This window comes from Paenibacillus xinjiangensis (assembly GCF_059686975.1).
In genome coordinates this window covers 161749-175237 of the sequence record NZ_JCAALS010000002.1, presented here as the reverse complement: position 1 = coordinate 175237, position 13489 = coordinate 161749, and the positions used below count along the sequence as shown (strand labels likewise).

Annotated in this window: 14 protein-coding genes; 5 read left to right on the top strand and 9 right to left on the bottom strand. The window is 48.6% G+C overall.

Annotated elements, in window-relative coordinates; genetic code table 11:
• Positions 1-74 precede the first annotated feature (74 nt).
• From AC6ESP_RS02825 to uptA, 3 genes are read right to left on the bottom strand one after another with little or no spacing between them, the layout of a single operon-like run.
• Positions 75-710, bottom strand: coding sequence for an MBL fold metallo-hydrolase (locus AC6ESP_RS02825; protein ID WP_497095161.1), 636 nt, complete (start codon positions 708-710; stop codon positions 75-77).
• A gap of 25 nt (positions 711-735) precedes the next feature.
• A complete protein-coding gene (locus AC6ESP_RS02820; RefSeq protein ID WP_497095160.1) occupies positions 736-1302 on the bottom strand; it encodes a thioredoxin family protein in 567 nt (188 codons plus the stop codon).
• Positions 1303-1340: 38 nt separating this feature from the next.
• Complete coding sequence (gene uptA, locus AC6ESP_RS02815; protein WP_497095159.1) at positions 1341-1949, bottom strand: undecaprenyl phosphate transporter UptA; 609 nt, start codon at positions 1947-1949, stop codon at positions 1341-1343.
• A 154-nt stretch (positions 1950-2103) separates the two neighbouring features.
• On the opposite strand from uptA, the gene AC6ESP_RS02810 reads away from it, so the two are divergent.
• Complete coding sequence (locus tag AC6ESP_RS02810; RefSeq protein WP_497095158.1) at positions 2104-2550, top strand: cupredoxin domain-containing protein; 447 nt, start codon at positions 2104-2106, stop codon at positions 2548-2550.
• Between the two features lie 66 nt (positions 2551-2616).
• Positions 2617-2928, top strand: coding sequence for a dehydrogenase (locus AC6ESP_RS02805; RefSeq protein WP_497095157.1), 312 nt, complete (start codon positions 2617-2619; stop codon positions 2926-2928).
• 117 nt (positions 2929-3045) lie between these two features.
• Here AC6ESP_RS02805 and AC6ESP_RS02800 read toward each other — a convergent pair whose 3' ends face one another.
• From AC6ESP_RS02800 to AC6ESP_RS02790, 3 genes are all read right to left on the bottom strand, one after another.
• Positions 3046-5421, bottom strand: a complete 2376-nt coding sequence (locus tag AC6ESP_RS02800) for a YcdB/YcdC domain-containing protein (RefSeq protein WP_497095156.1) — start codon at positions 5419-5421, stop codon at positions 3046-3048.
• Positions 5422-6018: 597 nt separating this feature from the next.
• A complete protein-coding gene (locus tag AC6ESP_RS02795) occupies positions 6019-6204 on the bottom strand; it encodes an H-type small acid-soluble spore protein (protein WP_497095155.1) in 186 nt (61 codons plus the stop codon).
• A gap of 34 nt (positions 6205-6238) precedes the next feature.
• A complete protein-coding gene (locus AC6ESP_RS02790; protein ID WP_497095370.1) occupies positions 6239-6418 on the bottom strand; it encodes a hypothetical protein in 180 nt (59 codons plus the stop codon).
• 117 nt (positions 6419-6535) lie between these two features.
• Here AC6ESP_RS02790 and ku point away from each other — a divergent pair, with 117 nt between their 5' ends.
• From ku to ligD, 3 genes are read left to right on the top strand one after another with little or no spacing between them, the layout of a single operon-like run.
• Complete coding sequence (ku, locus tag AC6ESP_RS02785) at positions 6536-7456, top strand: non-homologous end joining protein Ku (RefSeq protein ID WP_497095154.1); 921 nt, start codon at positions 6536-6538, stop codon at positions 7454-7456.
• Positions 7456-8523, top strand: a complete 1068-nt coding sequence (locus AC6ESP_RS02780; protein ID WP_497095153.1) for an ATP-dependent DNA ligase — start codon at positions 7456-7458, stop codon at positions 8521-8523. The genes ku and AC6ESP_RS02780 overlap by 1 nt, the downstream gene beginning before the upstream one ends.
• Positions 8524-9441 carry a non-homologous end-joining DNA ligase gene (gene ligD / locus AC6ESP_RS02775; RefSeq protein WP_497095152.1) on the top strand — a complete coding sequence of 306 codons (918 nt, stop codon included), beginning with the start codon at positions 8524-8526 and terminating at the stop codon, positions 9439-9441.
• A 6-nt stretch (positions 9442-9447) separates the two neighbouring features.
• Here ligD and cls read toward each other — a convergent pair whose 3' ends face one another.
• The 3 genes from cls to AC6ESP_RS02760 all read right to left on the bottom strand — a co-directional run bounded on the left by cls (position 9448) and on the right by AC6ESP_RS02760 (position 13407).
• Entirely contained in the window at positions 9448-10878 is a 1431-nt protein-coding gene (gene cls, locus AC6ESP_RS02770) for a cardiolipin synthase (RefSeq protein ID WP_497095151.1), read from the bottom strand.
• Positions 10879-11042: 164 nt separating this feature from the next.
• Positions 11043-12023: a glycosyltransferase family 2 protein gene (locus AC6ESP_RS02765; RefSeq protein WP_497095150.1), complete on the bottom strand. Its 981-nt coding sequence runs from the start codon at positions 12021-12023 to the stop codon at positions 11043-11045.
• Complete coding sequence (locus AC6ESP_RS02760) at positions 12001-13407, bottom strand: undecaprenyl-phosphate glucose phosphotransferase (RefSeq protein ID WP_497095149.1); 1407 nt, start codon at positions 13405-13407, stop codon at positions 12001-12003. Before AC6ESP_RS02760 ends, AC6ESP_RS02765 begins: the two co-directional genes overlap by 23 nt.
• Positions 13408-13489 lie beyond the last annotated feature (82 nt).

Below are 13489 nucleotides of genomic sequence, written 5' to 3'. Positions count from 1 at the left end.
CATAATGTGAGGGACACACTTAACCGAAAACCGCCGACATGTCGGTCTCCCGTACACATCGGCGGTTAAGCTTGTTACTTCGTATAAGGATTGTTCGCCATCTCGAAGCCGATTGAAGTCTTAGGCCCATGGCCCGGATAGACCGTTACATCAGCTGGAAGCTTGTACAGCTTCGTCTGGATGGAATCGTACAAGTCACGCTCACGTCCACCTGGCAGATCCGTACGCCCAACTGACATTTTGAACAATACATCTCCTGAGAACAGATCGCTTCCGCACAAGAAGCTGACGCTGCCCGGCGAATGCCCAGGCGTATGCATCACCTTGAAGGATTGTCCGATTAGCTTGAGTAGCATCCCTTCGTCCAACGCATATTCAGCAGGCTCGGTCGTTAGTGGAGGGGTTACATCAGACCAACGATGTGATCCATTCTTGCGTGCGTCTGTCAGCCAATCTGCTTCCTCATCATGGATGTAGACCGGGCAGCCTGCTGCGGCACGAACCTCTCCTACACCACCCATATGGTCAAAATGAGCATGGGTCAGCAGAATAGCTTCGATCTTCACATTGGTGATTCGGTCCAGCAGGCGCTTAGGCTGCATGCCCGGATCGATGATGATCCCCCGCTCCTCGCCGCTCTCCTCATCCTTCACAGTCAACAAATAACAATTGGTTTGTATCGGGCCTAGCGTAAACATCTCAATGCGCATTCTCTTCCAGCTCCTATCTATCTTCTTAGAACGATTCGAACAACGTCCGAAGCTCTTTAATAATAAGGGACTGGTAGCCTGTGCCTTCTCCATAACGACGCATAATTTCTTGGCGTGTTACAGCCAGCTTATCCTGATAATCGTTAGCTTCACGGTCCGGATTCTCCTTCTTGAAGGCTACCATCGGCTCTTGAATATAGGTTGGACGAGGTCCCCATTGGCCAAGCACATGACCGCCTGTGTCCGAAATAATAACGATTGGCACAGAACGTCCACCCATCGTCAAGAATTGATCCATCGTGTCTAGATGCTCTTCCATAATGAGCACCTCTGTAGGAACACCGCTATTCTCCAGCACTCGGAATACGACTGGAATGTTGCGAGCAACATCACCGCACCAGTCGGCCATTAGAATAGATACGCGAAGATCATCACGATTGTTCAGGGATTCGAAGTACTCGCGATCGCTCTCGTCCGGCCATTCGAAGGTATCATACAAGTTCGTGAACGTTTCTTTATTTTTGGTCATGCCGTCAATGAACTGCTGCGGGCTAATCCCTTTGTTTAATTTATCTGCTATACTTTTACTCATTTTCAATTCCTCTTTTCGTGAATGTAGAATAGGTATTATTATACCGATTTCCCGCGTGATCGAACAATTTTGACAAGAATATAAATAATAAGCAGAGCGAGTGCAATCAGAATAGCGGGTTGAACGTAAGCTCCCGCCTTCTCATCGATGGTCTCCCACTGATCGCCAAGCGTCATACCCAGATAAACGAACAGCAATGACCAAGGGATAGAAGCAAGAGCAGTCAATAGTGTGAACAAGCCAAAATTCATTTTGGCCATTCCGGCCGGAATGGAGATGACCTGACGCATAACGGGCACGAACCTCGCTGTGAACACAATGCCTGCTCCGTATTTATTGAACCATGCCTCAGCGGTGTCCACGTGCTTGGGCTTAATTTTAATATACTTGCCATACTTCTCTACGATCGGCCGCCCGCCGAATCTACCAAAAGCATACAAGATCCAGTTCTGGCCTACTGCCCCGATCGTACCGAATATAACTGCGCCTATGTAAGAAATGTCACCCTTGGATACCAAATAACCGCCATAGCCGAGTACGATCTCGCTAGGAATTACCTCTATCATTAATCCAATCAATATGCCGAAATACCCGAGGCTTTCAATCCATAATAATAAATCATTCAATATGCCATGAATCCAATCCATCAACCTGCTCATCCCGCCTTTCAATTAACATATCCCCGCCTGTATTCTACCATATTATTCGGACAGCCATCCACATGAAGTCATCGGCAGACAAGCTTCTGCATAGACTAGCGGTACAATGCCAAGGCCAATCTGCGTGAAGAGGTGAATGGTTATGTCCAAAGTGTTCATCATCCATAAAAAGCATGTACAGCTGTTCGTGTTCGTCGCCCTCCTTATTATTGTAGCTGCTGTCTTCTTAAGCTGGGATAAAGCTCGCTTAGCGAGCGGTCAGCCTACAGCAGCGCGTACCATCGAGCTGCTGACCGTAGAGTACAGCACGAAGCTCGCAGACGGCAAAGAGCTAGAGGTCTATCGCTGGGACCCTGGAACGATTCTGATTCAAAAAGGGGAAACGATCGAGCTGCGGATTAATGGCGTTAATGGCAGCAGTCATCCTTTTGTCATCGAAGGGTTAGGCATTAAAGGCGAGGTGAAAAAAGGACAGACGACCGTCGTACGTTTCACTGCGGAACAAGCAGGCACTTATCCGATTGTATGCTTGACCCATACCGATATGCGTCACAGCGGACCTATGGTCGGATACATTACCGTGCAATAGGAGCAGGATGTGACCTTCTCTTCCCCGGGCGCATACATATGGGGTATAGAGAGGAGTCGGTACATCATGAAGCCATCTTCCCAAAAGCACGTCTCCGAATTGCCGACTGCACGCAAAATTCGCCGAGCCTGCAGCAATGAACTGTATCGAACCGCCAAACGGTTGAAGCTCTATGTTCCCGAGGATAAGATGAAGCAGGCCGAAACGCTCTACTTCAAAAAGGTTGTTGTCAACCTGCCATGGATCGCCGAGAATGAGAGCAACCGCAGACTTCTGTCCGATTGGTGGGACGAGAACGTGAGCGCCCAGATTGCAGAGCTCTGGGAAGTTGATGAAGCAAGGCTTCGCCTTGCATTCCGTGAAGCATTCGGAGGCTGATGCGACTTGCCGCTTAGGGCTATCGCAAAGGCTGGAATCCGTTATCGAAGTGCTGTTGAACAGCAAAAGCCCGTTCGCTCCATGCTAAGCTGGAACGAACGGGCTATCTGTCTTTATTTAACCCATGATCGGCGTATCCACTCTGCCCTGCAAATGGACAAGGCGCATCATAATGACACTTGCTTCTGCTCTCGTTACCGATGCATCCGGATTGAACTTGCCATCCTTAGCTGTCAGCAAGCCCAGCTTCATTACCACTGCTGCCGCACCTTTGTTACGAATGGAAGATGCATCCTTAAGCTTACTTACATCTGTGTCCTTCGTCATGAATGCGGACAGTTGATCATAATTCAGTATCTTGGTCAGCCATACCGCAAGCTCACCTCGTGTCAGCAGCTTGTCGGGGTGGAGGTTCTTCTTATCCGAGGCTTCAAGCCAGCCTCGCTGGACGAAGAACCGAGCGGCGGATGCATAAGGACTGTCGAGTGCCACATCGGCGAACAGCTGCTTTTCTCCATTGTAATAACCGTAATCATTCATACTTCCTGGGTAGAAGCCGGCAAACAGCAGGTTCAACCACGCTCCAGTTGTCAGCTGAGTATCGGGATGAATCAGACCATCTGCCTCAGCTTTAAGTACGCCATGCTCATACAGCGTCGTTAATTGCTCAGAAGCCCAGTGCTTAGCGATATCCGCTGGAACCTCCGTATTGGACTCCGAGTCGCCAGTTCCACTCCAACTATACAACAGCTCGAGCGCGCCGTTTGCGGCATTCACGAAGTAACCTCCCGCATTCTCATTGATTAACGGCACGTAAGCAAGCCTCGTCAGAACATCTTGATAAGTGCTATTCACATAATACCCGCCTGTATTGACGTATCTAAGCTCTACACTGATCGCTTCACGATACTTTGTCTGCGCATCCTCTGCACTCCATATCGACGTTGCTGAAGGCAGAAGCTTGACCAAATCCGCTTCTTCATCGGTCCAATCATAATAATTAACCAGCTTGCCAGCCTTGTCGAAATTAATTGATACCGATTTCCCTTGTATAGGAAGATCATTATAAAATTGCTGGAAGCCGTAAGAATAATACACCTGGGAGTCTCCATACAAAACGTTATTAGGCTCCACGAGCTTAAGCTTTCTTTCAGCATCCGGATAAAGCCTTTTGACGAGCTCGATCGCTTTCTCTTGTGCCTGCTCCTCCGTTATGGACGAGCTCGGTTCCTCCGCCTGCTCCCCAGCCGCCCCCATGTTCATATAATCGTAGCTGTTGAATTCAAGCAGCCTTCCGGTTGCCGCATCTACAGAGGCATGAATGCTGCCACCTGGGCCCATAGGTGATTGCTTATTCCACCAGAAGGTCCATACATTCTGCTTCAATCCCCGGTACTGATCCTCCAGATTAATCTGAGCAGTACCATAGTCCTCAGGGATATCTGTAACGTCCTCCACAACCGCAAGTGCTTCCCCCTCAGTCAGCTCCTGCCCGCTATGCGGCTTAAAGAGAGTTCCTGTAGGCTCGATTGCGGTGTACTGGCGCAAGCCATCAGCAGCTGCTCCAACCTCATTAAAATACTCACCCGTTTGTGCATCCATATAGCCAACATTCGAGGATATTGGGATATATCCGATACGGTACGGCTCTGTGTTGCTATTGTTATTATAGCTGTAGAAAGAAGTAGGAATATAAGCGAGCTCGAGCTGGATATCCTGCTTGTACTTGCTCACAGCCTCCGCAGCGGTCACCTTCGCTTCAGCTGAAGGATATGGATTCTGTGAGCGATGTCCGCTATAGGATAAAACATTGCCATTGCCGTCAATTGTAATCGAAATGCTCTGTGAAGATGGAATACCGCTAATGAGCAGCTCATAGGTGAATTCATATTGGATCGGCCCAAATAGAGCATTCGCTGTGCGGCCTATGCTGCTCGGAACGAGCCGCAGCTTATCTGTACTAGCTATAGAGGGCGATGCTTGGGATATGAACGACTTGGCAATTGACTCTGCCTTATCTTTGGTTACTTCCGGCGGGTAATAGACATTCGAATTCAATTGCTCAGAGTATGGATAATAGAACTGAACGATATCTCCTGTTATCGCATCGACAGTTGAGCTGAAACCATAAGAAGAGCTGCCATCGCTGCTTGTTAAGCTCCATTGTATCGTCCAGACAGCCTCCTTGGTGGGAGGGTAAGTATTGTTATTACCGAATTGGACACGATCTACATCAGCATCCTTCATAATCGGGAATAAGCTGCGGATTCGTTCAACCGCTTGATCCTTCGTAATCTTGGCTTGACTCTCGTCTGCGTTCGTTGTCGAGGTAGTGTCCTCTGCAATGATAGTACTGGTAGTTGAAGCGGATGCTGCGTAGGATAAGCTGCCGAATAAGGGCACTTGAAGCAGGGTTAGCGTGAGTGCTGCGGCGATAGCTTTGTGACGAAGCGGATAACGTTCTAGCGATGATGGCTTGAGCTTGCTCTGCATAATAGATACTCTCCCTCTCTAATTATTGATATTATTCCAAAATCATACACCTCCATATATAACGCTTTCTTCTAGACATAGGTTTCAATTATTTCCCATATAATGATTGAGACTGGAATTTTCGTCGTAGTGTCGTGCACGTCCATCTCAGGTAGAATCTTGAGCTGAATGCTGACTTTTGTGCAACATTATGAGGCCGGGTGGCGGTTTCCAGAGCCGAATGCTGACTTTTGTGCAACAATATGAGGCCGGACGGCTGCTTCTGGAGCATAATGTTGACTTTGTTGCAACATTATGAGGCAGGGTGGTGGATTCTTGAGCCGAATGCTGACTTTTGTGCAACAATATGAGGCCGGACGGCTGCTTCTGGAGCATAATGTTGACTTTGTTGCAACATTATGAGGCAGGGTGGTGGATTCTTGAGCCGAATGCTGACTTTTGTGCAACATTACGGGGATGATCGGCGGTTTCATAAGCGGGCGGGGTAATAGGTGTAAGACACTTACACGTCGGCATACAAAAAGCCGAAAGAATCGACCGCTTGCGCGGCGAGCTCCTTTCGGCTTTCCCTTGCTTGCTGGTATGGTGGCCCTACTCTTACCTAGCTTCTTCCTTCAATCGATCCACCGATACGGTATGAGTGTTAAGCGGATTAGATCCCACCTGTACCGTTGCCATCCCGTTCGCTACATCCACATGCTCAATCCAGACGGAATCACCCTCCAGATGCACGCCGATTGTTTTGTCCGAATCATAAATTTGCTTGGCACGTGCTGCGTCCATCTTCCTTCACCTCCATACTCGTTACTTAAGCTTGTCAGTCCTTACTCTCAGGTACGATCGTATCCGTCGTCGACTCGTCAATCAAGCCGTTCTGTGGGGATACATTGCCCCCACCCAGTCCCTCATTGACCATGCGGTCAATATCCATGAAATAATCGTCTCGACCTTCATTCTTGTAATCTGGGGCGAATTTATCGTTATCATTGTCTGTCATTGTAAGCTTCACTCCTCCCGCTTGTGTGATCAGGCTCTCCAGCAAAATATGCCCGATTTGATTGATTATCATGCATTCCGGGAACAATAGAAACAAAGAATTAGGAGGGGATTCACGATGCATACCGTATGGAAAGGTGCAATTAGCTTCGGTCTCGTACATGTTCCGGTCAAAATGTTCTCAGCCACAGAGGACAAAGATATTTCACTGCGGATGATCCACAAAACCTGCGGAAGTCCTATCGCTTACGTTCGTCGGTGTCCGAACTGCGACGTTGAAGCCGAATGGGATGATATTGTAAAAGGCTATGAATACGACAAGGGGCATTTTGTCTTATTCGAGAAGGAGGAGCTCGAGCAGCTTGCTGGCGAGAAGTCCAGAACGATTCAAATTCTCGACTTCGTTGCGCTTGAGGAGATCGATCCGATTTATTTTCAGAAGACGTATTATCTATCTCCAGATCAAGCAGGCGGCAATGCCTATAATTTGCTTCTTCAAGCGATGTCCGAGTCTGGGCGTATCGGGATTGCCAAAATCTCAATTCGATCCAAAAGCAGCCTAGCTGCTATCCGAGTCATTGATAATTGTCTGGCGATGGAGACCATCTTCTATCCGGATGAGATTCGTTCGATTACCCAGGTGCCGGGATTACCGGAAGGCGTCCAAGTGAACGATAAAGAGCTGACGATGGCGAAGCTCCTTATCGAACAGCTGTCCACACCATTCGAGCCGGACAAATATACGGATGACTATCGTCATAATATGGTCGAGCTCATTAACCGGAAGGTTGCCGGGGAAGAAATTCGTATCGCCCCACAGCAGGAGCAGACGAATGTTATCGATCTCATGGCTGCGCTGCAAGCAAGTCTCGAGGCTGCTAAGCTTGCGCCAGGCGGTGCAGGCTTGGACACAGGCGCAGGAGTGAAGCCAGCGACTACGGACAATGGGGCAGCTGAGGACGGAGCAGCACCTGCCGCAGCGACCAAGCCTCGTAAACCGAGGACGACGAAACCTAAGCCGAAAGAAACTGTATCCTGATGACGCTGAATAAGCCGATGGAGCTCCCTCTCTTACAGCTTACAGAGCCGATGGCTCCAATTAGTGACAGCAAGCTGCCTCAAGGCGACGATTGGTGTTATCAGCTGAAATGGGACGGTGTGCGGCTATTAGCCGATATCGGTCAAGAAGGGTCTGTTCATCTCCGCTCACGGAAGCTCCTCAATAAAAACAGCGTCTATCCGGAAATTCACAGTAAGCTTCAAGAGCTGGCTCCCCTGCTCGGCTCATGTGTGCTGGACGGAGAGGTCGTCTACTGGGATGGGGTTAAGCCTAACTTTCAGAAGGTGCTGCAGCGGGAAAGAATCGGAGGCAAAGGAGCGCCACGCAAGCTAGAGACGAACCTCTCACGCGCCCACACTCCAACAAGGATCCAAGGGGAAGAAGCTGATCTTCTCCCCCGTCTTCCCCATTTTTCTAATGGAGCAATGCTGTATGTGGTATTCGATCTGCTAAGTGAGAATGGCAACGATCTGCGTCAATCCCCCTACACAGAGCGGTATGAGCGGTTGAAGACGAAGCTTGCTAGCCTACCTGCCGGTACAGCTAATGTCCTGTTGATCGGTATGTATACGAATGGTGAAGCGCTCTGGCAGTGGGTGGAGAAGCACCGCTGGGAAGGGATCGTCAGCAAGCGGCTGTCCAGCCCTTATAGGCAAGGCAAGAAGCATCGTGATTGGTTGAAAAAGAAAACTGCGCTGCTTCTCGACGTAGGCATCATCGGCGTCAAGCGCCGTGAGGGACGAGCCGCCAGCCTCGTCATGTCCGATGCCGAAGGGAACTTCATGGGCAGCGTCTCGCTAGGACTCGATGAGGCTATGCGGCAAGCACTCGGCAATATGCTTCAGCTGAGCAGCAAGGATGCGCCAACATGGGCTATGCCTTTCAGCACTCTGCCGGCCGAGCTCAAGGGAGAGGATGTTATTTGGCTGCCCGCTCCATTCCCCTGCCGTGTAACGGGATTAGAGCTTACCTCCGCAGGACTGCTTCGCCATCCGAAGCTGGTTTCTTTTGGATCGGGGATGGGTGGACAAGGAGCTGAGCATTAGATGAATAACTTACGTTCTTCTTCCCGTAAGCCGACAGTTATCGCAGTGGACGGCTATGAGGTTACTGTAACCAATCCGCAGAAGCTGTTATGGCCAGAGCAGAGCATAACGAAGCTCCTCTACCTAGAGAAGCTTGCGTCATTGTCCCCTTTTCTAATCAAATATTGCAAGGGACGGTATCTCACGACCATCCGTTATCCGAACGGCATTGACGGGAAGTCCTTTTATCAGAAAAACTGCCCAGCTCCCACTCCTGAATATGTCCGTACGGAAACCGTCGACAGTATCAGCTATGTCATACTGGACTCGGTCCCTACGCTGCTATGGCTGGGCAATCTAGCTTGCTTGGAATTCCATGCTTCCTTCGATCGATTGGATAACCCTGACTTCCCATCAGAATGGATTCTCGATCTGGACCCCAGCAGACAGGATGAGCCGAGAATAATGGAAGCCGCTGCACTTGTAGGCAAATTGCTGCAATCACTTGGCATCCACTCGGTTCCTAAGACGTCAGGCGCGACAGGCGTACAGATCATCGTTCCGATTGAGCGGCGGCATACCTTCGATGAGCTTCGACAGCTAGGGCAATTCGTTGGACAATATTTATCGCGAGCTTACCCTCAGCTGTTCACTATTGAACGCATGACCAAAAATCGCGGCGATCTGATTTATGTCGATTATCTGCAGCATTACAAGGGCAAAACCATCTCAGCAGCCTATACGCCCCGCGCACGTCCAGGAGCCCCGGTATCAACGCCGCTCACCTGGGATGAAGTATTCGGCGGTGGCATCCGTCCTGTCGATTTCAATCTGCTCAATATATCGGAGCGCCTGCAGAAGATAGGTGACCTTATCGATAGCGTACCGCCGCAAAATTTGGATCATGTGCTGAGCTTCGTACGGTCGAAGACTAACTGAGAGCAGCTATAGCAGCGGGGAAAGGAGTTGAGCGGCGGCTTCCGCCGCTTTTTGACGTATTGAACGGCGCTTATAGCTATCCAGCTCAAGCTGAATGCTATCCTGCAGATCGTGTTCGAAATGCTGGCTCAGCTGCTGAATAGTATGAGTATGGAAAAGAACGGCATTTTGCTCAAAATTGCTGTAAAAGCTTCGCATATCCATATTTGCGGTTCCAACCGTTGCCAGCATCTCATCAACCAGCATCACCTTCGAATGAATGAAGCCCTTCTGATAACGGTATACCTTCACTCCCGCTTCAAGCAGCCGCTCTATGTACGATAGAGTTGCCCACAGTACTAGCTGCGTATCGCCAATTCCCGGAATAAGGAGTCTTACTTGAACACCACTCATAGCTGCCGTACACAGAGCCATCAACAATCCATCGTCTGGTATAAAATAAGGGGTCGCAATATCAATCCTCGATTTAGCTGCCGATACCACTGCAAAAGCTGTCTCCAATATCGGATCGCCGCTGCGATCTGGACCACCTGATACGATGAGCACCGCTTCCTTCGCATCAATCTGATGTATCGGCATGTAGGCAGCATTCGGCAGCATCTCATGTGCAGAGAAAGCCCAGTCCTTCATGAACAGCTCTTGTAAAAAATAAACCGCATCTCCCTCTACTTGCAGATGGGTATCCCTCCAGAAACCAAGCTTCTTATCCTCGCCCAAATATTCATCCCCAATATTGATTCCACCCAGAAAGCCCATTACACCGTCAATGACGACAATTTTGCTATGATTGCGATTGTTCAGCAGCTTGTCGTAGATAGCAATCCGCGGCGGCAAAAAACAGCTAACCTGAGCGCCGGCAGCCCTAAGCTCCTCCACATAGCGATCCGTTAGATGCATGCTCCCAATACCATCGTATATGACTCTCACTTCAACGCCAGCACGCGCTTTCTCTACTAGAAGCTTAAGAAAGGCTCTCCCTATTCCATCATCTCTTATGGTGTAATAATCCAAATGAATATGATGCTTAGCACCCTTCATCGCCTGCTTAATCGCCTTATAGGTATCCCGTCCATTCAATAATACCTGCACTCGATTACGCAGCGTAATCACTTGACTCGGGAAAATCGTTAGTAGTCGATACAGCTTATCTTGACCGACAAACTCATTATTGCATATATCAGCTGGTTGTTCTGCTACAGCAGCCTTGGCAGATGCCAGCTTCAGTTGGCTTCGCTCGAAAGCATGCTTATGATCTCGTAAACCAAAGGATCTTCCAATGAGCAGATAGCCTATGAAGCTGATAAATGGCAATAGCAAGGCTAAACAGAGCCAAGCTGCCAGCTTCTTGGGCTTACGCCTCTCCAGCACCAATAGAACGATGACCTGCGATACATATAGGATCAGAATAATCATTATTGCAATATGCCAGCCAGCCATCTGTGCCACCTCCATTGCATCAAACCATTTTCCAACGAGCAGGAAGTGTCTCTAGTTTGGTCGGGGCAGGTGCATCATATACTTTTCTATAAAGATAAACATAACAACAGCCCCACCCTTCCTAATCGTTAGGAGAATGAGGCTGCCTAGCTATTCTTATTCGCTTATTGCTTAAAAGTAACGCCTTCCTTCGCTTCGAGATGCGTCCATATTAATTGATGCATGCTGAAGCGTCGTCTGAGGAACACAGGGAGTCGGCGATAATGAAGCCCAAGCTTATAGCCGACCAGCTTAGCAGTTGAATCCAGGATAAGCTTCGGGACCAGATACCATTGTCTTTCTGCCAGCAGACCCTTCAATTGAAGACGCACTAGACCTGAACCGGCTTTGCCGACTGCGCTGTATGGGGTAATCCATTCATTGCTGCGCATCGATACGCCATTATCGAAATATCGTTTGAACTGCTGCAAGGCCGTGTAATCATGTGAATGGTACACCATCGCATCAGCAGCATAAGCAATCTTATAGCCTCGAAGCATACAGGTGGCAGACATAAATAAATCTTCATTAAAGATAACAGGAGCGGCGAATCGGCCCATATCATTGAAAATATCCCGGCGAATAGCTGCACACACATTCGAGCAGAAGAACGCTTTTATGCCCATGTGTGCAATGTCCTGCTGCGACTTGACTATGGATATACTCGGGTAATTATGCTCACGTGCCAATCGCTCAATCGTTCTTGCATTAGGGTAAGCGACTTGCCTCGCATAAGCGTAGGCAATCTGTTCATCCTCTTCGAAGGGAGCTGTCAGCTGCTCAATTAACCGTTCATTATACGGCAGTGCATCCTGCGTCATGAAGAGCAGAATCTCACCTGTTGCTTGGGATGCTGCGAAATTACGGGTTCCTCCGTGATCGAACTCACTCCGAAGCACGGTCAGAACCTTCGCTCCCGCACGCCTCGCTAGCTCTACCGTGTCATCACCAGACGATGAATCGATAATAATGATCTCATGTGGCACCACAGTCTGCATCTGCAGCAAGCGCAGCAATTCAGCGAATGTGGGTCCCGCGTTTAACGTTGGAATAATGATCGAAACTTTGCGATTCTGATAAGGATCAGTATGCATTTTTGTTGACAAACCCTTTCACAATCGTCTTGATGATAATCTTCAGATCGAATATAAACGTCCAATTCTCGATATAGAACAAATCATGCACGATGCGGTCATGGATTGAGGTATCGCCTCTCAGACCATTCGTCTGCGCCCAGCCCGTGATCCCCGGGCGTATTTGATGCTTGACCATATATTTCGGAATTTCCTCTTTGAATTGGTTCACGAAATGCGGACGCTCCGGTCTTGGGCCAACCACACTCATATGGCCGAACAGCACGTTAAAGAACTGTGGCAGCTCATCGATACTCGTCCCGCGAAGAAAACTACCGAACCTCGTTCTTCTGGGATCATTCTCAACCGTCCACTGCGTGTCTGCTACTTGATTAGAGGACACACGCATCGAGCGGAATTTGTACATATTGAAGTTCTTGCGATCTAAGCCCATTCGCTCCTGCTTGAACAGCACAGGTCCAGGTGAAGTTAACTTAATGCCAATAACCGCCATGAGCATAATTGGAGATGTAATGATAATAGCTGCAAGCGAGAATACAATATCGAAGGTACGCTTCAGCATTCGGTTGCTCATCTCATCAAGCGGTACATCACGCACATTAATAAGCGGAATACCTGCAAAATTATCGAAGAACGGCCGCGCTGGCAGCAGATCGAAGTAATCCGGGATAATAAGCGTTTTGACACCTGTCTGCTCGCATTGATTAATAATCTCTGCATACTTCCCATGTGCCTCTAAGGGCAGGGCAACTATAACTTCATCGATAGGCTCTTGCATAAGCCTAGTACTCAATGTGTCCAGCCCACCAAGAATAGGCTTCATATGACGATACTCTGGCGAATGCTCCGACTGATAATCATCAAGAAAGCCTACTACCTCATAACCAAGCTCTGGATGGCGTTGAAGATTTTTGTAGAATCTACGGCCTACCGAGCCTGCACCTAATATGAGCACATACTTTTTATTGAAGCCGCGGCGGCGGAAGGAGGACAGCGTCCTCTTAATGACGTAACGATATATCGTCACGACCATAATATTCATAACAAAAAAGATAGCAAGAAATTCACGGGAAATATGTACCTCTCTCGTAATGTAAAACAAGCTTAATAGCCCGAGAAAGCTGATCGACTGGATCTGTACAATCTTCAATATTTCCAAAGAGTAGTTTTTGCGCCGTTTGGGAGAATAGAATTGCAAGTAGAAGCCCACAACGACAGCGGCGAAGGAGTATATTGTTCCCCATAATAAATAAGTAGAGAAAGGAACGGAATCACTGTGTGGCAATAGATCACTGTGAAATTTAAGCCAGTAAGCAGCCAGAAATACAAAGAGCGTACACAGCAGATCCGCTAACACGTACAATTGTGTTAATATCTTTTGATTCTGTCGGATCATTTGGCCCGATTCACCCGCATTCTCTTAAATTTCGACTCTATCCGCATTGTAACAAAATCTAGGAAATGTTGGAACCCCTTAT